Annotated in this window: 18 protein-coding genes; 8 read left to right on the forward strand and 10 right to left on the reverse strand. The window is 67.1% G+C overall.

Annotated elements, in window-relative coordinates; all coding sequences use genetic code 11:
- Positions 1-43 precede the first annotated feature (43 nt).
- The 6 genes from ELI80_RS09015 (at position 44) to ELI80_RS09035 (ending at position 5,548) form a co-directional block, all read left to right on the forward strand.
- Positions 44-1,345, forward strand: a complete 1,302-nt coding sequence (locus tag ELI80_RS09015; protein ID WP_268939867.1) for an ABC transporter substrate-binding protein — start codon at positions 44-46, stop codon at positions 1,343-1,345.
- A 75-nt stretch (positions 1,346-1,420) separates the two neighbouring features.
- Positions 1,421-2,371 carry an ABC transporter permease gene (locus tag ELI80_RS09020; RefSeq protein WP_136650958.1) on the forward strand — a complete coding sequence of 317 codons (951 nt, stop codon included), beginning with the start codon at positions 1,421-1,423 and terminating at the stop codon, positions 2,369-2,371.
- A 1-nt stretch (position 2,372) separates the two neighbouring features.
- Positions 2,373-3,200, forward strand: a complete 828-nt coding sequence (locus ELI80_RS09025; RefSeq protein WP_136650959.1) for an ABC transporter permease — start codon at positions 2,373-2,375, stop codon at positions 3,198-3,200.
- A 1-nt stretch (position 3,201) separates the two neighbouring features.
- A complete protein-coding gene (locus tag ELI80_RS16210; RefSeq protein ID WP_201740594.1) occupies positions 3,202-4,038 on the forward strand; it encodes an ABC transporter ATP-binding protein in 837 nt (278 codons plus the stop codon).
- Positions 4,035-4,844 carry an ABC transporter ATP-binding protein gene (locus tag ELI80_RS16215; RefSeq protein WP_201740595.1) on the forward strand — a complete coding sequence of 270 codons (810 nt, stop codon included), beginning with the start codon at positions 4,035-4,037 and terminating at the stop codon, positions 4,842-4,844. The genes ELI80_RS16210 and ELI80_RS16215 overlap by 4 nt, the downstream gene beginning before the upstream one ends.
- Positions 4,841-5,548 carry a DUF1028 domain-containing protein gene (locus ELI80_RS09035; protein ID WP_136650960.1) on the forward strand — a complete coding sequence of 236 codons (708 nt, stop codon included), beginning with the start codon at positions 4,841-4,843 and terminating at the stop codon, positions 5,546-5,548. The genes ELI80_RS16215 and ELI80_RS09035 overlap by 4 nt, the downstream gene beginning before the upstream one ends.
- A gap of 423 nt (positions 5,549-5,971) precedes the next feature.
- On the opposite strand, the gene ELI80_RS09045 is transcribed toward ELI80_RS09035, so the two are convergent.
- Genes ELI80_RS09045 through ELI80_RS09065 form a run of 5 tightly spaced genes read right to left on the reverse strand, consistent with a single transcriptional unit; the run spans position 5,972 to position 11,482 of the window.
- On the reverse strand, positions 5,972-7,264 hold the full coding sequence (locus ELI80_RS09045) for a TRAP transporter large permease (RefSeq protein WP_136650962.1): 1,293 nt from the start codon (positions 7,262-7,264) through the stop codon (positions 5,972-5,974).
- 12 nt (positions 7,265-7,276) lie between these two features.
- A complete protein-coding gene (locus ELI80_RS09050) occupies positions 7,277-7,777 on the reverse strand; it encodes a TRAP transporter small permease (RefSeq protein WP_201740596.1) in 501 nt (166 codons plus the stop codon).
- A gap of 57 nt (positions 7,778-7,834) precedes the next feature.
- Entirely contained in the window at positions 7,835-8,863 is a 1,029-nt protein-coding gene (locus tag ELI80_RS09055) for a TRAP transporter substrate-binding protein (protein WP_136650963.1), read from the reverse strand.
- A 23-nt stretch (positions 8,864-8,886) separates the two neighbouring features.
- On the reverse strand, positions 8,887-11,175 hold the full coding sequence (locus tag ELI80_RS09060; RefSeq protein WP_136650964.1) for a cytochrome P450/oxidoreductase: 2,289 nt from the start codon (positions 11,173-11,175) through the stop codon (positions 8,887-8,889).
- 7 nt (positions 11,176-11,182) lie between these two features.
- Positions 11,183-11,482 (reverse strand): hypothetical protein, encoded by a 300-nt coding sequence (locus ELI80_RS09065; RefSeq protein ID WP_143803209.1) that lies wholly within the window; start codon positions 11,480-11,482, stop codon positions 11,183-11,185.
- A 142-nt stretch (positions 11,483-11,624) separates the two neighbouring features.
- Between ELI80_RS09065 and ELI80_RS16520 the strand changes: the two genes are divergently transcribed.
- Entirely contained in the window at positions 11,625-11,753 is a 129-nt protein-coding gene (locus ELI80_RS16520) for a hypothetical protein (protein ID WP_268939864.1), read from the forward strand.
- A 36-nt stretch (positions 11,754-11,789) separates the two neighbouring features.
- Here ELI80_RS16520 and ELI80_RS16425 read toward each other — a convergent pair whose 3' ends face one another.
- The 4 genes from ELI80_RS16425 to ELI80_RS09085 form a co-directional block, all read right to left on the reverse strand.
- Positions 11,790-12,281, reverse strand: a complete 492-nt coding sequence (locus ELI80_RS16425; RefSeq protein WP_236641406.1) for a hypothetical protein — start codon at positions 12,279-12,281, stop codon at positions 11,790-11,792.
- 62 nt (positions 12,282-12,343) lie between these two features.
- Positions 12,344-13,555: a sulfite oxidase gene (locus ELI80_RS09075; protein ID WP_236641407.1), complete on the reverse strand. Its 1,212-nt coding sequence runs from the start codon at positions 13,553-13,555 to the stop codon at positions 12,344-12,346.
- 387 nt (positions 13,556-13,942) lie between these two features.
- Positions 13,943-15,301: an NCS1 family transporter gene (locus tag ELI80_RS09080; RefSeq protein ID WP_136650966.1), complete on the reverse strand. Its 1,359-nt coding sequence runs from the start codon at positions 15,299-15,301 to the stop codon at positions 13,943-13,945.
- A gap of 35 nt (positions 15,302-15,336) precedes the next feature.
- Entirely contained in the window at positions 15,337-16,035 is a 699-nt protein-coding gene (locus ELI80_RS09085) for an aspartate/glutamate racemase family protein (RefSeq protein ID WP_136650967.1), read from the reverse strand.
- 143 nt (positions 16,036-16,178) lie between these two features.
- On the opposite strand from ELI80_RS09085, the gene ELI80_RS09090 reads away from it, so the two are divergent.
- Positions 16,179-16,874: a GntR family transcriptional regulator gene (locus tag ELI80_RS09090; protein WP_236641408.1), complete on the forward strand. Its 696-nt coding sequence runs from the start codon at positions 16,179-16,181 to the stop codon at positions 16,872-16,874.
- A 17-nt stretch (positions 16,875-16,891) separates the two neighbouring features.
- On the opposite strand, the gene ELI80_RS09095 is transcribed toward ELI80_RS09090, so the two are convergent.
- The gene (locus tag ELI80_RS09095) at positions 16,892-17,815 is read right to left on the reverse strand and encodes an aminotransferase-like domain-containing protein (protein ID WP_136650968.1); all 924 of its coding nucleotides are present in this window, start codon (positions 17,813-17,815) and stop codon (positions 16,892-16,894) included.
- Positions 17,816-17,906: the final 91 nt, after the last annotated feature.

Below are 17,906 nucleotides of genomic sequence, written 5' to 3' on the forward strand. Positions count from 1 at the left end.
CCACGAGGAAAACGTTCCGCCCAGTCCTGACTAAATCAGCAGCCTGGAAAGCTTCGAGGTTGCCCCGGATGGCAAGAGCTACACTTTCAAGCTGCGTTCCGGGGTCAAGTTCCACGACGGCAGTGACCTCACGGCCGAGGACGTGAAGTTTTCCTTCGACCGCATTCGTGCACCGGACTCGGGCTATTCCTACAAGTCGCAGCTCGACACGATCACCGCCGTAGACGTGGTGGACCCGCTGACTGTGCGATTTACCCTCTCGGCCCCGACCGGGCCGTTCCTGACCTACATGGCCTTTCCGGGCAGCTCGATTGTGCCGAAGAAGCTGGTCGAGGGCGGCCATGACCTGAACGCCAATCCAGTCGGCTCGGGACCGTTCAAGTTCGTCAGCTACACCCCGCGCAGCATGGTCAAGTTCGTGCGGAACGATGCCTATTTCGAAGTCGGCAAGCCGCACGTAGACGAACTCGAGATGCATCTCATCGCCGATGTGACGGCGCTGACCAACGCCATGGTCTCGGGTCAGATCAACTTCTCGAACGAGATCCCGCCCAAGGACTGGGCGATGGTGACCTCGACCCCGGGGATCGTCGGCCAGGCCCTCGATGGCAGCCGCTATTTCTGGCTGCTGCCGAACAACACCCGTCAGCCCCTCGATTATCCCAAGGTGCGCCAGGCGATCGCCCATGCCATTGACCGCGACGCCATCGTCCGCGGCGCCTTCTTTGGTCAGGCCAAGCCCACGGTCGGCGGCGTGATCCCCGACTGGAACTGGGCGTTCTCGGGGCTGGAATACTTTACCCCGAAGGCCAACCCCGAGAAGGCCAGGGCGCTTCTGGCCGAGGCTGGCTTGGCCGACGGCTTCGAGACCTCGATGACGATGGCCTCGTCCTTCCCGACTATGGTAGCCATGGCGCCGATCATACAGGCGAACCTTGCCGCGGTCGGCATCAAGGCCAAGATCGAGACGATGGAGGTACCGCGCTTCTGGGACGAGGTCTGGGGACCGTCGAACTTCGACATGACGGCGATGTACTGGCTCAGTCCGCTGGCCGACCCCGACGACTTCGTCGGCGCCAACTACAACTGCGACCAGTCGATCAACGTCCAGAAATCCTGCGACCCGGCGATGACCGACATTCTGCTGAAGGCCAAGACCGCCGTCACGCCCGACGAGCGCAAAGCCCTCTACAAGCAGCAGCAGGAGCTTTCGCTCGAGCAGATGCCGATCGTGCCCTTGGTGAACTCGTTCATCCTGACGGCGCATACCGACAAGCTGCAGGGCTTCAAGCCGATGCGGACCGGGTTCCTCAAGACCATCAAGGACGCCTGGCTCACCGAGTGACCGGACGGGATACCGCTGCTCGCCGGGCCTCCGCTGCGCGTGGGCCCGGCCTTCCCGACGCTGACCGAAAGCATCATGACCGCGCTCGTCACCCGCCTGCTGTCGTTCCTTTTTGCCCTCGTGGTGGCCTCGCTGCTGCTGTTCGTCGCGATCAAGGTCGTGCCGGGGACGGCAGCGGGCGCGGCGCTCGGGATCGACGCGACGCCTCAGGCGATCGCGCGCTTCAACGCGACCCACGGCCTCGACCGGCCGGTCTACGTCCAGTACCTTGAATGGGCCAGCAACACGCTGCACGGCGATTTTGGCACGAGCTTCCAGAACGGCGTCGATGTCGGCCCCGAACTCGGGCGGCGCTTTCTCGTCACGCTGGAGCTTGCGGGCCTGGCCTTCATCGTGGCGAACCTGATCGCCATCCCCCTCGGCACCTGGGCCGCCTTGCGCCATCAGAGGGCGTCCGACAGCATCATCACCACGTTGGCGACGCTCTTCGGCGCAGTGCCCAGCTTCTTTCTTGCGACGCTGCTTATCCTGCTGCTGACGCTGCGGCTGAAATTGCTGCCACCGGGCGGCTACATCCCCTTCTCGCAGGATCCGGTTGCCAACCTTCGGCTGATGGTGATGCCGGCGCTGTCGCTCGGGATCGTATCGTCAGCGCTGCTGGTCAGGATCATGCGCGCGGCGATGATCGAGGTCATGTCGTCGGACTTCATTCGCACCGCCCGCGCCAAGGGCGCGCCGCAGCGCGTCGTCGTGCTGCGCCACGCGATCCGCAACGCGCTCTCGACCTATCTCAACGTCGCCGCGGTCGAGTTCGGCTTCCTATTCGGATCGGTCGTGGTGATCGAGGACATTTTCCGCATTCCCGGCCTCGGCAGCTTCGTGCTGACCGGCATCCTCAACCGGGATTACCCGGTCCTGCTGGCAAGCGCGCTCTCGATCACCGTCTTCGTTCTTGTGGTGAACCTGATCGTGGACGTGGCGGTGCAGCTGCTCGACCCGCGCGTCACTGACAAGAAGGCGGCCTGAGATGGGGCGTGAAATCAACTGGCCGCGCTGGCGGCTGGCGCTGATCGGCGGGGTAATCGTCCTGACCGTGCTGCTGGTGGCGATCTTTGCGCCGCAGGTGGCGCCCTATGGACCGCTCGATCTCGACGTGGCACAGATGCTCTCGCCGCCCACCGCCGCGCATCCGCTCGGCACGGACGAGCTCGGCCGCGACGTGCTCTCGCGCGCCATCTTCGCCACGCGCGTCTCAATGCAGGTGGCTTTCACCGCGGCGCTTCTGGGCCTCGTCGTGGGCACCGTGATCGGCGTCCTCGCTGCCTACTTCGGTGGCTGGCTCGACCTCGTCCTGATGCGCTTCATGGAGGTCCTGTTCTCGTTCCCGGCGATCCTCCTCGCGGTGGTGCTGATGGCGGCGCTCGGCACCTCGGTCTTCAATGCGATGTTGGCCATCGGCATCATCTTCATCCCCGGCTTCTCGCGCCTGGCGCGCGCCGCCACGCAGGCGGTGATGCGCCAGCAGTATGTCGAGGCGGCGCAGGCGATCGGCATGGGCCACACCCGGATCATCGCGCGCGAGGTGCTGCCGAACATCATCGCGCCGCTGCTGGTCGAGGCCGCGGCCGCCTTCAGCTATGCCATCCTGCTCGAGTCGATGCTGTCCTTCCTCGGCCTTGGTGCTCAGCCGCCGGATCCGTCCTGGGGCAACATGATCTCGACGGGCCGCGGCTTCATGGCCCAAGCTCCCTGGATCAGCGTGGTGCCGGGCTGCGCCATCTTCCTGACGGTCCTTGGCTTCAACCTTGTGGGCGACGGACTGCGCGACGCCTTCGACCCGCATCTGAGGGACTGACATGGTCCGCAGGCATGCCCGACCCGGCCAGCAGCCGGTCCTTGCAATTGACGATCTGCGCGTCCGCTTCCGCCGCCGACGGGGCGTGGTGACGGCGGTGGACGGCGTCACCCTCGAGGTCCATCCGGGCGAGATCGTGGGCGTCATCGGCGAAAGCGGCTCGGGCAAGAGCATGACCGCCTTCTCGGTCATGCGCCTGCTGCCCAAGACCGCCGACCTTTCCGGCAGCATCCGCCTCGACGGGCAGGAGCTGACCGCGCTGCCCGAGGCGGCGATGCGCGACGTGCGCGGCAACCGCATCGCGCTGATCCCGCAGGATGCGCTGCAGTCGCTGAACCCGACGCTGCGGGTCGGCTTTCAGGTGGGCGAGCCGATTGCGCTGCACCGGCGCGGGACCGGCACCGGCCTGCGCGGCCGGGTCCTCGACCTCATGCGCGCGGTCGGCATGGCCCGGCCCGAACAGACCGTGCGCGCCTGGCCGCACCAGCTCTCGGGCGGGATGCAGCAGCGCGCGATGATCGCGACCGGCCTCGCGCTCGAACCGCGCCTGATCATCGCCGACGAGCCGACTACCGCGCTCGACGTGACCGTGCAGGCCGGCATCCTCGACCTGCTGCGCGCGATCCGCGACCGCAGCGGGGCGGGCATGATGTTCATCACCCACGACTTGGGCGTGGTGGCCGAGCTTTGCGACTATGTCTACGTCATGAACGGCGGCCGCGTCGTCGAGCACGGCCCGGTGGAGCAGGTGCTGACCGCCCCGGCCGAGGATTATACCCGCATGCTGCTGGCAGCGACCCCTAGCCTCGACGCACCGCTTGCGGAGGTCGGGACATGAGCAATCCCTTTATCGAGATCCGTAACGTCTCGAAGACCTTCGGCGGCGGCATGTTCCGCGGCCCTGGCGTCGCTGCGGTCGAGGGCGTCAGCCTCGCCGTGCCGCGCGGTCAGACCCTCGGCATTGTTGGCGAAAGCGGATCGGGCAAGTCCACGCTGCTGCGCATCGTCCTTGGCCTGACGCGGCCCAGCGCCGGTCAGGTGCTGATCGGCGGGCAGGACATCGCCAGCCTGCGGGGTACGGCGCTGCGCGACTTTCGCCGCCGGGTGCAGCCCGTGTTCCAGAATCCGGCCTCGTCCTTCAACCCGCGCCAGACGATCCGCGCCATCCTGCGCGCGCCGCTCGAGGTGCACGGCATCGGCACCGGGCGCGAGCGCGATGCCCGCATCGACGCGCTGCTCGGCCATGTCGGCCTCGGGCCGGAGTTCGCCGAGCGGCTGCCGCACCAGCTGTCCGGCGGCCAGAAGCAGCGCGTCGCCATCGCCCGCGCGATCATCCTCGACCCGCAGGTGGTCCTCGCCGACGAGCCGACCTCGGCCCTCGACGTCTCGGTCCAGGCGCAGGTGCTGCGGCTCTTCGCCCGCATCCAGGCCGAGTTGGGGCTGACCACGCTGTTCGTCAGCCACAACCTCGCCGTGATCCGTCAGGTCAGCCATCAGGTCGCCGTGATGCAGCACGGCCGCCTGGTCGAGTTCGGCCCGGCCGAGCAGGTGTTCCGCGCCCCGCGCGAGGACTATACCCGCCGGCTGATCGCCGCAGTCCCCGACCCGCGCCACGCATTCGCCCGCAAGGAGGCCCTCGCATGACCTTTTCCGTCGCCGCCCGCTGTGCCCGGACCGGCCAGCTCGGGGTAGCCGTCTCGACCGCGGTGCCGGCCGTGGGCGCCATCTGCCCCTTCGTCGCGCCCGGCGTAGGCGCCATCGCCACGCAAAGCTGGGTGAACCCCTACCTCGGGATCGACGGCCTGACGCTGCTGGCCCAAGGTCTCTCCGCGCCCGAGGCGCTCGCGCGGCTGATCGCCGACGATCCGGGCCGCAAGGTGCGCCAGGTGGGGATTGTCGACGCAGCCGGGCGAGTGGCCCAGCACAGCGGTGACGACTGCACGCCCTGGTTCGGCGAGGCGAGCGGCGACGGCTTTGCCTGTCAAGGCAACATGCTAACCGGAGCCGAGGTTATCGCCGCGATGGCCCAGTCCATGGAGGTTTCTGCGGCTGAAGCGCTGGACGAACGGCTCATGCGAGCTCTGGAGGCTGGGCAGGCAGCGGGCGGGGATATGCGCGGCCGGCAGTCGGCCAGCCTGAAGATTCATGGCACCGAGGAATATCCGCTGCTCGATTTACGCGTTGACGCCCATGAGCAGCCGGTGGCTGAACTGCGCCGCGTTCTCGAGATTGCGCGGCGCCAGTTGTTGCCCTTTGTTACAGGGATGTCGACACGGACAAACCCGCATGGAGAACTTTCTGAGGAGGTAACCTCCATGTTACTCTGCGGACCTGATGATCGGCTTTGAAAGCTGTTCTCAAGTTGCAGACCCTTTTCTTTCACGCCAGGGCTTCAGCCAGATGGCGGCAGTGCCTGTTGCGTGAGGTTGGCGGGCCTGAGCGCCCCGAGGAAGACGATCAAGAGCCAAAAGCGTCCTGAGATGGGAGAGGATCTTTCGGGCGTTGTGGCCGCAGGAGCAGAGGACGTCGAAGACCGCATTGCCGCTGGTTCCCTTGAAAGGACAATGCCAGCAGGATGGCGGAAGAAAGAGGTTTCCAGCGCAGCGGAGGGCAGGGGTCAAGGTTCACATGACCCCCAGCGAAGGACGGACCGCCCGCAAGTCGAGCAATCGGGTCGACGACAAGGCGCGGCATGTCGACGTTCCAGGCACTCGGGAAAGGGCCGCTCGCCGGCCACTACATTTCCGAACGGACCGAAGATCATGAGCGTTTCACGTCGCCATCCACAGCGTGATCGCCGGGAAGGCGACCAGCAGCGCCAGCCGGACGAAGTCCGCCAGGATGAAGGGCAGGATGCCGCGTACCACGGTCGCCTGCTTCAGCCCAGGCACGGTCGCCTGCACGACGAACAGGTTCATTCCGACCGGCGGGGTGATCAGCCCGATCTCGGCCACGGTGACGACAAGCACGCCGAACCAGATCATGTCGAAGTTCAGCGCCACCGCGACCGGGGCCAGCAGCGGCACCGTCAGCAGCACCATGGACATCGAATCCATGAAGCAGCCCAGCACGATGTAGAACAGCAGGATCAGCACCATCACCAGGGTCGGGTGCAGGCCCGAATTGGCGATGGATTCTGCCAGCATCCGCGGCAGTCCGGTCGTTTCCAGGAAGAAGTTGAAGAACGACGCGCCGATGATGATGAGGAAGATCATGCCGGTCAGGCCCGCTGTCTCGCGCGCGATCTCGCGGAGGGTGGCGCCCGTGATGCTCCCGGCGATCAGCGCCAGGACGAAGGCGCCGAACGCGCCCACGGCCGCCGCCTCGGTGGGGGAAAACCAGCCGAACTGGATTCCTCCGATGACGAGGAAGAACAGCCCCAGCACCGGCCAGACGCGCTCGAACAGCGCGGAGCGGCCGGACCATGCCATCCGCTCGGCCCGCGGGGCGAGGTCGGGGCGAATGCGGGCACGCATCATCGCCGCAATGGCGTACAGCACGGTGCCGAGTATGCCGGGCACGATCGCAGCCACGAACAGCTTGCCGATCGAGGTCTGGGTCAGCAGACCGAAGATCACCAGGATGATGGATGGTGGGATCAGAACACCCAGCGTGCCCCCCGCCGCGACCGAGGCTGACGACAGGCTGTCGTCATAGCCGTAACGCCTCATCTCGGGCATGGCGACGCGGCCGATGGTGGCGACGGTTGCCAGAGACGAGCCGCAGATCGCCCCGAAGATCGCGCAGGCGCCGATGGTGGACACGGCAAGACCCCCGCGCCAGTGGCCGAAAAAGCCGTTCACCAGTTCGAACAGCGCGCGCGACAGGCCCGCGCGGGCGGCAAAGACACCCATCAGGACGAACAGGGGAATGACGCTGAATGAATAGGGGAAGATCGACTCGAACGGCGCGGTGCCCAGCACATAGACCATCTGGTCCCATCCGCCGGCGAGCCACACGCCCCCGAGGCCCACCACCGCCATCGCGATCGCGACCGGCAGGCCAAGAGCGATCAGCGCCAGCGCCAGGACGAACCCGGCGATTCCCATTGTCGGCATCGACATGACGGCTCCCTTTCAGTGCGCCTGCGTGGACATGACGGCGCGCCCGCTGGCCAGCCGGATCACGACCGCCAGCGCAGCCAGCATCGAGGCCGCGGCCCCGACCAGCAGCGGCACCCAGAAATAGCTCATCGGGATGCCCAGTTGCTGGGATTTGTCCCCCAGCAGGGCCTGCATCTGCCAGGCGCCGAAGCATTTCCACAAGACCAGCGCCATCACCGCCGCAGCGATCACCGCCGCCACGGCCTGGAGCCCTCGCGCCGCGCCGGCGGGCATCCGTTCGAGCAGAAAATCGACGCCGACATGGGCGCCGGCGGCAAAACCCCAGGGGATGCACAGCCACGCTCCCGCCATGACGAACAGCTGCACCAGATCGACCACGCCGACCACGGGCATCCCGAAGCGGCGGCCGATCACGTCCGCCACGCTGACCGCGGCAGCGGTGCAGTAGGACAGCACGCCGATCGCGCCCAATACTTCCATCAGGCGGTCGATGCCGCGCAGTAGACCTTCCATCCATCCCCTCCCGAAGGGCTGACGTCCCGCGCGGACGGCCCGCGCGGGCGGAATGCATCATTTGGCCGGATGCGCGGCCTCATACTCGGCGACCTTGTCCTGGAACGCCTTGTAGAGGGCGTCGGGGTCGGAAACTCCCTCGGTCTTGGCGGTTTCCAGATACTTGGTCAGCATCGGCGCCAACGCCTCGCGCCAGCGGGCGCGCTCCTCCTCCGAGACAACGGTGATCCTGTGGCCTGCGGCCTCGGCCTCGGCCTTGCCGGCATCGTCCCACTTGTTCCACCAGTCGGCGAACTTGGGCACCAGATTGTCGCCCGAGGCGTCGTCGATGCACTTGCGCACGTTTTCGGGCAGGTTGTCGTACTTCTTCTGGTTCATCACGAAGAAGAACGAGACTGTGTAGAAGCCCGCATCCAGGTGGTCGGTCAGCACCTCGTTCAGGCCGAAGCTCTTGACCGGATCCCACGGGAACACGGTTCCGTCGACGACGTGGCGCTGAAGATTCTCGTAGACCTCGCCCGGCGGCAGCGCCTGCGGCGTCGCGCCCAGATAGGTCAGCATCTCCGACACGGCCGGGGACGGAGTGCGGATGCGCAGGCCCTTCATGTCCTCCATCGTCTCGACGTGCTTGCCGTTGGTGTGCAGCAGCCCGCCGTTATGGGCGTGCAGAGCCAGCACCTTCAGTCCCTTGTATTCGTCCTTCAGCTCGGTCGGATACAGCGACCACAGCGCATGGGTGGCCGATCCGGCATCGCGGCTGAGGAACGGCATCTCGATCAGCGAGGTGCGGGGGAAACGGCCGCGCGGCGCGCCGGTCAGACCGTGGGCGATGTCCACGACGCCGGCCAGAACCTGTTCCTGCTGCTTGGCGACGTTGCCCAGCTGCGTGCCGCCGGGCGAGATTTCGAACTTCACCTCGCCGTTGGTGCACTGGCTGACCTGCTCGGTCCAGGGGACGATGAAGTCGGTCTGGATGCCGTGGACGGCCGGCAGATAGTGCGACAGCTTCAGCGTGATCTCGGCCGACGCGGGCACGGCCGAGGCTGCGACGGCGGCCGCGGCGGCGATGGTGGTTATGCTCTTCATGGTTCCTCCCTTTGGATCGTCGTTCAGATTGACAGAACCAGCCGCCCGCGCGCGCGCGAACAGCAGGTGATGATCCGGTCCCCTGCAGCGCGCTCGGCAGCGGTCAGGACACGGTCACGGTGCTCGATCGCGCCAGACTGCACGGCAAGCTCGCAACTGCCGCACAGGCCCTCCTCGCAGTCCGAGGGCACGTCCAGCCCGGCCCCGCGCAGCACCTGCAGCAACGTCCGGTCGCCCGGCACTTCCAGCGTCAGGCCGCTGTCAGTGCAGACGGCGGTGAAGGGCATGCCCTGCCCCAGCGCGCCGGCAGACTCGCCGCCGGTGAAATGCTCGAAGGCGAGCGTCAGGTCGGGGCGGCCCGCGACAAGCCGGTCGAGTTCGTCCAGCAGCCGCCCCGGCCCGCAGGCCGAGATGCGGGTGCCGGGCACGGCCTGCCCGACCAGCGCCGGCAGATCGGCGCGTCGGCCGTCGGCGGCGATGTGCAGGTGCAGCGCGTCCCCGTGATCGGTGCGCGCGCGATCCAGGAAGGCCATGTGTTCGGCAGCCCGCCCGGCATAGTGCAGCTCATAGGGCAGACCCTGCACCTTCAACTGGTCCGCCATCGCCAGGATCGGGGTGATCCCGATGCCCCCGGCGATCAGGATATGCGCCGGTGCCGCCTCGTCCAGGCGGAAATGGTTGCGCGGCCCGCGCACGGCCAGCGTCATGCCGGGGCGGGCGTTCTCATGCATCCAGCGCGAGCCACCACGGCCCGCATCCTCGCGCATGACGGCGATCTGCCAGTCCCCGCCGGGCTGCCCGCACAGGGAATAACGGCGCCCCTCGCCATCCGGCAGCACGATTTCCACATGCGCGCCGGCGGTCCAGGCCGGCAGCGGCCGGCCCCGCGGATCGGCAAGCGTGATACCCAGGACGCGCTCGGCCAGCGGGCGGGCGTCCTTGACCGTGAGCTGCCGCTGGATCGCCTTGCGGTCGGGCGCCCCGACCGGGAAATCGCGCGTCGGGCGAGTGCCCTTGGGGTTCAGCGCCACGTCCCAGCGGACCCACACCGCCTCCGGCCCACGGAACGATGTGTTCGGCAGGAAGGTGAAGGCCTGATCCTCGAGCTGCAGATGCGGCAGGCGACGAGAGACCTCCTCCAGCATGATGGCCATTTCCATCCGACCGAGGTTCTTGCCCATGCACTGATGTGCGCCATAGCCGAAGGTCAGGTGGTCGGCTGCGTTGTCGCGCCAGATGTCCAGCGCATCGGGGTTGTCGAAATGGCGCGGATCGTGGTTGGCCGAGGCGGTGACCATCAGGATCTTGCCGCCCGCCGGGATGGTCACGCCCGCGACCTGCGCGTCGGCGGTGGCCACGCGCCGCCAGGCGACGACGCTGCCCGAATGGCGCAGGCATTCCTCGACTGCCGCAGGGATCAGGCCGGGATCCGCGCAGATCGCGTCCCATTGCGCCCGGTCCTCGAGCAGTCGGCAGAACATGTTGGCCGAGGCGAGGGCCGTGGTTTCATGTGCGGCGACGATGATCGCCATCATCATCGAATGCAGATAGTTGTCCGTCACGATGTCCGGCATGACGCGGTTCTTCGCGATCATGTCGTACATCCAGCCGTGGGGATGTTCGCCCGCGTCGATGCGTGCCGCCATGCGGGCCAGCACCTCACCCGAATAGGTCCAGAAGGCGGCCACCCCCTCGGCTACGGCGACCTGCTGTTCGGGCGACGGGCGGCCCCACGTGTTGACGGTGTGCGCGACCGAAAAGCTGCGCAGGCGGTCCATGTCGTCGGGCGGCACGCCCAGGAACTGCAGCGCAACGGTCAGCGGCACGTCCCACAGCAAGTCGGCGACCAGATCGGACCGGCCGCGGTCCACGATGGCGTCCAGCTTGGCCCGGACCAGATCGCGCACCATCGGCTGGTGGGCGGCCAGCGCCTCGGGGGTGAAGGCGTCCAGAAGGACGCGGCGGCGGGCCATGTGGGCCGGCTCGTCCTCGTTCACCAGGGTTCGGTTCATCCCGTAATTGGCGCGGCGCAGTACCTCGACCGCCTCGGGCGAGGGCGGGGTGATCTTTTCCAGCACGTTCGCGGGGGAGAACAGGATCGGATCGCGGAAGATCGCCTTGATGTCATCGTAGCGGCTGACGACCCAGTATCCCAGCGGCTCGCTGAAAAAGACCGGCTCGCCCTCGCGCGACCATCGCAGCGCCTCGGCCGGGTCGGCCTGATAGGCCGGGCCAAAGGGATCAAAGCTGCGCCCGGCCGCGGAGCCGTGAAAGGGACAGCCGGATTGCGCCGAACTCGCCGCGCCGTTCATCACTCGATCACCCCCAACAGCTCCACCAGCCGACTGTGCCCATTTTCGTTTCGTTTGCAACAAAATTCTTGACGGCCCCCGCCTGTGCCGCTGGCACCCCGATCTCGGGCGCGAAGCGATCCGGGTGCCGGGCGTCGTGGACATCGCTGCCAACCCGGATGATTCCGCGGTTAGGCGGCCGGCGCCACAACTGCTTCGGGACAGGTCGCGCGCGTTGGCCCTCGAGCGGGTAGTCGAGGCGCGAGCCCGGATTGCGCGAGAAGCCGAGCCTAACAGCCGTGCTGTAGGCCGGCAGGTCGAAGCGCATCAGGTACGGGTCGTGCTGCTGTCGCTGACCTTCCGACTACGGTAAGGGCTGCTGAAGGGCCCAGCCCGGCTATATCCATCGATACGCCGTCTAGCCGCCATGTCGCTGATAGCGGGCGCGTTTTCCACTCAGGACGCCGGCTATGCCGCCTTCACCCGCACCGCCGACGCTGGCGGGCGCCTCTGCCGCGGCGGGCGCGGCGGCGCTGCTGGACGCCTTGACAGGATGGCAGGACCAGTCCGCCGCTCCGGCGCGACGGGAGGCCGGCTGAGGCCTGCAGGCGAAGCCCGGCAAGCGCCCGTGCCGCTCAGCGCTCGGACGAGAAATGCTGCTTGAGGTAGGCCAGGATCACGCGCTTGGTCTCCTCGTCCGGCTCGACCATGCCTTGGGCCTCCACCATCCATTGCCAAAGGTAATCCCAGCGGGCGTCGGTCACGCGCTGCTGGCGGATGATCGCGGTCGAATGGCAGGCGACACACTGGTAGTAGGTTTCCTCGGCGCCGGGACCATCGGGCAGGTCGCCAAATTCGGGATTGGGCGCGGCCTGGGCCAGGTCGTCTCGGGCCGCCGCGCCGTCCTGCGGTTGGACGGCGGCGGCCATGGGATCCGCCACCGTGCCCGGCTGCGCCGCCACGGCATGGTCGTCCGTCCTGGGCGTGCCCGCTGGATGCAGCGCGTCATAGGGCGGGTGCTCGAGTAGGGCGGTCATCGGGTCAGGGACGGCTTGGGCGCGCGCCGGTCCGGCCGTCAGCAGGGCGGCCGCGGTCAGGCCGGCGGCAATCGTCTTGAACTGTCGCATGGGAAATCTCGCTGGGAAAGGAAGGCGGACGCCGCGGCGCCAGCCGCCGCGTCCGGGATCGGTCAACCCGCGATCAGGGCGATGCGATGCTGGATGTTGTTGGCATAGCCGCGCGGGTTCCAGCCCGGGGATACCGGCGGCTGGCTGACGCCGTTCATGTCGGTCGCCCGTGCCCAAACCTCGTAGTAGCCCTTTTCCGGCAGGGTGAGGTCCGCCCGCCAGCGCTGCCAGGCGAAGCGGTTCGGGGCCGGGTCCAGCCGGGCCTCGGTCCAGGTCTGGCCGAAGTCGGTCGAGACATGGACCGCCTTGACGTCGCCATCGCCTGCCCAGGCATGGCCGCGCACCTCGGTGGCCTGGCCCACGGGCGCTGCGGCCCCGGTCTGCGGGAAGGTGATGACGGACTTCACCGGCATCACGGTCAGGATCTCCATGTCCTCGGCGGGCACCTCGGTCCCCGGCGCGACCGGATACGCGGGCATCCGGTAGGAATCCCCGCCCATCTTCTCGCCGTCATGCACCTGGTCGCGCACCCAGATCCGGGTCAGGTATTTCTGCGACACGGACCCCGGATAGCCCGGGATCACCAGCCGCAGCGGAAAGCCGTGCAGTGCCGGGATCGGCTGGCCGTTCATGGCCCAGGCGATCAGGCCGTCCTCCTCCAGCGCCTTCGCGATCGGGACACCGCGCGAGATCGACTGCTTCTCGTCGTCGCCCGACAGGTGCACGTCGTTGCCGTAATGGCCGGTGTAGACCGCGCTCGGCTTGACCCCGGCCGCTTCCAGCACGTCCTTCAGGCGCACGCCGGTCCATTCGGAACAGGCGACCGCGCCCATGGTCCACTGGTTGCCCGAGGTGCCAGGGTAGAAGTAGGCGCGCCCGTTGCCGCCGCATTCGATCACCAGCCGCCGGGTGACGGTCTCGAAGCGCGACTTGAGATCGTCGATCGTCAGTTCAAGCGGTGTCTCGACCTCGCCGTCCACGGCCAGCGTCCAGCCCTCGGCGTTCATGTCGAGCGCTGTCTGCGGCGCCAGCCCGTTCATGCGCACGAACATCCGCTCATAGGGCGTGACGTCGTCGTCCAGCAGATGCGCGGGCGTCTCGGCGTTCAGGGGCTTGTCGCTCAGCAGCGTGAGGCCGGACTTGCCTCCCATCAGTTCCTCTCCCGAATCCTGGGCGAGCGCCACCGGGACGATCCCGGCAGGAAGATTGCGCTCGAACGGGATTGCCATGCCGATCATCGCGCCCAGGGCGGAAAGCCCGGTGGTCTTCAGCAATCCTCGGCGCGCCGGCGATGCGGGATGCTCAAGCGCCGCGGCACTCTCGGCTGCGGCGTTCCCTTTCCGGTCTGCAGAATCAGTAACTTCGGACATAGCGGCATCCTCCCCTGTCAAGCACGCAAGTCCGGGATACGAAGGACGACGTCGCCAAAGCTGTCAATGACGTGGCGTCGCTTTCCGGTGGAAACATGGTCTCGGCGCGCTGCTGGTCATCGGAACCCTGTTCATTGGGGCCTGGAACCTCGCGGGCCTGCATCTGCCGGGGTGAGACATGAAACCGCTATCCCGTGATGCGCGCCTGGATGCCCATGCCGCGCCATTGCTTCCATCAGTCGGAGAGGGGGGCGTAGCCGGCCGCCCCGTGCGGGGGCGGCCGGATCGATGTCAGTTCGCCAGGAACCGGCGCGCCGAGGGCATCGACTTCATCAGGATGTAGTAGGCCAGCCCGGCCGGGATCAGGCTGGCATACCACGAGATCCTGTTGAAGATCAGCGCCACCACGACCCCGAGCGCCGTCGCGATGATGGCCGCCCAGTTCACGCCCCGGTAGGGGCCGTTCTCGTCATAGAGCAGGTCAAGGTTCAGCTGGCGCTTGCGCAAAAGATAGTAATCCACCACCAGCACCGCGAAGATCGGGCCCAGGAAGGCCGAATAGGTCTGGATGAACAGGTTCAGCCCGGCCGCGGATTCGTCCTTGACCAGTTCCCAGGGGAAGGTCGCGAAGGCCAGCAACCCGACCAGAACCGCCGAGGTCTTGAAGTTCAGCTTGAAGACATCCATCAGCGCATAGGCCGGCGGGATGACGTTGTTCAGGACGTTCGTCGTCACCTGCGCGAAGACGATGAAGAGCAGCGTGATGATCAGCAGGACCTTGTTGTCCACCGCGCTGGAGAAGACCTTGATCGGGTCGACCTCTCCGGTCGCGCTCGACACCATCAGCCCGATCAGCCCCATGAACAGCGTCGCGGGCAGGATCGAGTTCGCGTAGATCACCACCTGCCGCAGCGGCGAGACGGTTTCCTTGAGTTCCCGCGAATAGTCCGAGACGTTCAGCATCATCGTGCTGTAGACGCCCAGGAACAGCATGGTGGCCCCCCAGAACGGCGCGCCCCAGCTTCCCTCGGCCTGCAGGAGATTGGTCGAGATTTCGTTGCCGTATTTGTTGATGACGCTGAAGAACATGTAGATCAGCGCGCCGATGATGAAGACCGAGCCGATGTTCTCCAGCCACTTGATCCCGCTGAAGCCCAGCACCGACAGGCCGATCTGCAGGAACTGGAAGGCGATGAACCAGAACACGATGCTGTCGAATCCGAACAGCGTCACCGACACCAGGTTCAGCGCGCCCGCGCCGATCCAGCTTTGGAAGCCGAACCAGACGATGGCCGGCACCGACCGGACCAGCGCAGGCAGGCGCGTCCCGGCAAATCCGAAGGACGAACGGGCCTGAACCATGAATAGAATGCCGTACTTGTGTCCGGCGGCCCCGTTTATGGCCAGCGCGAGGCCGATGACGGTGCATCCGATCGCGATCGCCAGGAACACCTGCAGCAGGTTCAGCGTCCCCACCAGCCCAGACCCCACGGTGAAGGTCCCGATCGACACGCAACCCCCCAGCCAGGCGAACAGATAGGACCACGGGTCCATGATCCGCTCGCGTTGCGGGGCAAGCGTTTCCTCGCCCACCTTCTTCTGCCCGGCTTCCAGTGCTCCCACACCGGGCACGCCTTCAACTGACGACATTTCCACCTCCCGTTTTCGGATGTCGCGCGTTTGCGTCACTTCTCGTTCGGCTGCGCATAGGCGCAGAACTTGCTGGTCCCCAGGCCGACCGCGGCCAGCCCCTCGACGAACTTGACCGCCACGGTAACCCCGTCGATCACCGGCACGCCGGTTTCGCGGCTGAGCCAGTCGGTCAGGTCGGCCATTCCGGCGCAGCCCAGCACGATGGCCTCGCAATTGTCCTCGCGGATGGCGCGCAGGATCTCGTCGCGGACCTTTTCCTTCGCGCCCGATCCCTCCTCCTCGAGCGCAAGCACCGGGATGCTGGCCGAGCGGACCTTGCGGCACTGGTGGTCCACGCCATAGCGGCGGGCCAGTTCCTCGATCACCGGGACCGAGCGCGGCAGCGTGGTCACCACCGAAAAGCTGGTCGCCAGCATGGTCGCCGCCTTCATCGCCGCTTCGGCGATGCCGATCACCGGACCGCTGGCCAGTTCGCGGCAGGCCCCGATGCCGGGATCGTCGAAGCAGGCGACGACCACCCCGGCCACGCCCTCGCGCTCGCCCTCGCGCACGTGGCGCAGGAGCGCAGGCACAGACATCGCCTCGTCATGGTGGCCCTCGATGCTGGCGGGCGATCCCTCGCCGGTCCGCGCGACGATCTCGACGTCCGGCCCGGCGACCCGGCGCGCGCTGGCCGCGATCTTGTCGGTCATCGAGGCAGTCGCGTTGGGGTTGACGAGCAGGATCTTCATGGCGGTCTCCGATCTGGTTCGTCGCGGATCGTCGCTAGTTCGGGCCCGGAATGTCAACGATTCATTGAAGGACCGTCACGATCTTCGTTCTTGTGCCCCGCCACGGCCCGGCATAGGTTCGCGCGCCCCCCTTGTCGGTGGCCATGCAGGACAGACTGTCGATCGCTCCCATGACGGATTGTGCGGAAAACCGGATCGTGGATGGCGTGACCAGCGCGATCCTCGAACAGCGGCTCAGGGCCGGGACCAAGCTGAGCGAGCCCGAGCTTTGCGATATCTACGGTTGCAGCCGGTCCGATGTTCGCCGCGCTCTGGTGGTCCTGGCCGCGCGCAAGACGGTCGAGCTGAAGCGCAACCGTGGCGCCTTCGTGCGCGTGCCCGCCGAGCAGGAGGCGCGCAACGTGTTCCAGGCGCGCCGGGCGATCGAGAAGACGCTGGCCCGCAATGCCGCGCTTCACGCCACCGATCACGACATCGCCGAACTGGAGGAGGCGGTCGGGGCGGAAGCCGCGGCCCGCACCAGCGGGGATCGGGCGCGGGCGATCGGCCTGTCGGGCGAGTTCCACATGGTGGTCGCGCGGATCAGCGGCAACGACGTCCTGTCCGACTTCCTGCGCGAACTCATCATGCGCAGCTCTCTCATCATCGGGTTCTTCGCAGGTTCGAACCACATCCTGTGCGAGGACGACGAGCACGCCGCCATCGCCACGGCGATCAGGAAGCGCGACGGGACGATGGCGCGTGAACTGATCGAGCGGCATCTGCGGCACATCGAAAGCCAGCTGGTCTTCGGGGAACAGCCCGGGGCATCCGACCTGCGCCGCATCCTGGGGCGCTGACGCGCCGGCTGCGCCGGCTACCGCAGCTCGTCGCAGGCCTTCTGCAGCTGCTCGATTCCCGGGCGGATCTTGTCCGACGGAATCGAGCCGTATCCCAGGCGGAAGAACGGGCATGGCCGCGGCGGCGTCTCGAAGAACACCGCGCCCGGCTCGATCAGGACGCCGCGGCGCCGGCCGTGTTCGGCAAGATCCATGCTGTCGATCTCGTCAGGGCCGGACAGCCAGACGCTGGCGCCGCCATCGCGCGCGGTTCCGGCAATGCGAAACTCGGTCCTGCCGAGCGCATCCATCATCTCGATGCGCCGTCTCTGCATCTCCTCGCGAAGCCGCACGACATGGGCATCGTAGTGACCCAGCGCGAGGAAATGGGCCGTGGTCCGCTGCAGATGCGTGGGCGGGTGGCGCAGCATGATCGCGCGGGCGTCGCGGGCCGCGGCGATCATTGGCTCGCCTGCCACCAGGTAGCCGATGCGCAGGCCCGGAAACAGCGACTTCGAGAAGCTGCCCAGGTAGATCACGCGGCCCTGCCGGTCGAGGGACTTGAGCGCGGGAAGCGGCGGCGCGAGATAGGACATCTCGTAATCGTAATCATCCTCGATGATCAGGAAATCATCGACCTCCGCGCGGGCCAGCAGGTCCATCCGCCGTTGCAGCGGCATGGTCGCGCCGGTCGGAATGTTGTGGCTGGGCGTGGCAACCACGAGCCGGGTCCGATCCGGCAGCTTCGCCGGGTCCAGGCCGTCCCTGTCCACGGGAACGCACCGCCAGGGCGCGTCCGAGCGGCGGAGCGTTTCCACGAAATCCGGATATCCCGGCTCCTCGATCACGGCCAGCCGGTCCGGCTTGGCGAGGATGCCGATCGCCAGGAAAAGCGCATTCTGCGAGCCGACGGTGATCAGCACCTCCTCTGGGCGCGCATGGTAGACCAGCGTCACCGTCATGCGCGACAGCCCCGGCGGGCAGGATCTTCGGGGCGGGCGCAGCGGAGTATACAAAGATATTCTCCGCCTCTTGAAACTGCGACGTTCGTTA

Origin of the sequence: Paracoccus aeridis, from assembly GCF_004923205.2 — a bacterium.
In the GTDB taxonomy this organism is placed as follows: domain Bacteria; phylum Pseudomonadota; class Alphaproteobacteria; order Rhodobacterales; family Rhodobacteraceae; genus Paracoccus; species Paracoccus aeridis.

Excerpts from the sequence above, each read along its gene's own strand:
- ELI80_RS09095 (WP_136650968.1), bottom strand. The coding sequence starts at position 17,815 with ATGACGGTGACGCTGGTCTACCATGCGCGCCCAGAGGAGGTGCTGATC.
- ELI80_RS09035 (WP_136650960.1), top strand. The coding sequence starts at position 4,841 with ATGACCTTTTCCGTCGCCGCCCGCTGTGCCCGGACCGGCCAGCTCGGG.
- ELI80_RS09050 (WP_201740596.1), bottom strand. The coding sequence starts at position 7,777 with ATGGAAGGTCTACTGCGCGGCATCGACCGCCTGATGGAAGTATTGGGC.
- ELI80_RS16425 (WP_236641406.1), bottom strand. The coding sequence starts at position 12,281 with ATGCGACAGTTCAAGACGATTGCCGCCGGCCTGACCGCGGCCGCCCTG.
- ELI80_RS09045 (WP_136650962.1), bottom strand. The coding sequence starts at position 7,264 with ATGTCGATGCCGACAATGGGAATCGCCGGGTTCGTCCTGGCGCTGGCG.
- ELI80_RS09025 (WP_136650959.1), top strand. The coding sequence starts at position 2,373 with ATGGGGCGTGAAATCAACTGGCCGCGCTGGCGGCTGGCGCTGATCGGC.
- ELI80_RS16215 (WP_201740595.1), top strand. The coding sequence starts at position 4,035 with ATGAGCAATCCCTTTATCGAGATCCGTAACGTCTCGAAGACCTTCGGC.
- ELI80_RS16210 (WP_201740594.1), top strand. The coding sequence starts at position 3,202 with ATGGTCCGCAGGCATGCCCGACCCGGCCAGCAGCCGGTCCTTGCAATT.
- ELI80_RS09080 (WP_136650966.1), bottom strand. The coding sequence starts at position 15,301 with ATGTCGTCAGTTGAAGGCGTGCCCGGTGTGGGAGCACTGGAAGCCGGG.
- ELI80_RS09090 (WP_236641408.1), top strand. The coding sequence starts at position 16,179 with ATGCAGGACAGACTGTCGATCGCTCCCATGACGGATTGTGCGGAAAAC.
- ELI80_RS09020 (WP_136650958.1), top strand. The coding sequence starts at position 1,421 with ATGACCGCGCTCGTCACCCGCCTGCTGTCGTTCCTTTTTGCCCTCGTG.
- ELI80_RS09065 (WP_143803209.1), bottom strand. The coding sequence starts at position 11,482 with ATGCGCTTCGACCTGCCGGCCTACAGCACGGCTGTTAGGCTCGGCTTC.
- ELI80_RS16520 (WP_268939864.1), top strand. The coding sequence starts at position 11,625 with ATGCCGCCTTCACCCGCACCGCCGACGCTGGCGGGCGCCTCTGCCGCG.
- ELI80_RS09055 (WP_136650963.1), bottom strand. The coding sequence starts at position 8,863 with ATGAAGAGCATAACCACCATCGCCGCCGCGGCCGCCGTCGCAGCCTCG.
- ELI80_RS09060 (WP_136650964.1), bottom strand. The coding sequence starts at position 11,175 with ATGAACGGCGCGGCGAGTTCGGCGCAATCCGGCTGTCCCTTTCACGGC.
- ELI80_RS09085 (WP_136650967.1), bottom strand. The coding sequence starts at position 16,035 with ATGAAGATCCTGCTCGTCAACCCCAACGCGACTGCCTCGATGACCGAC.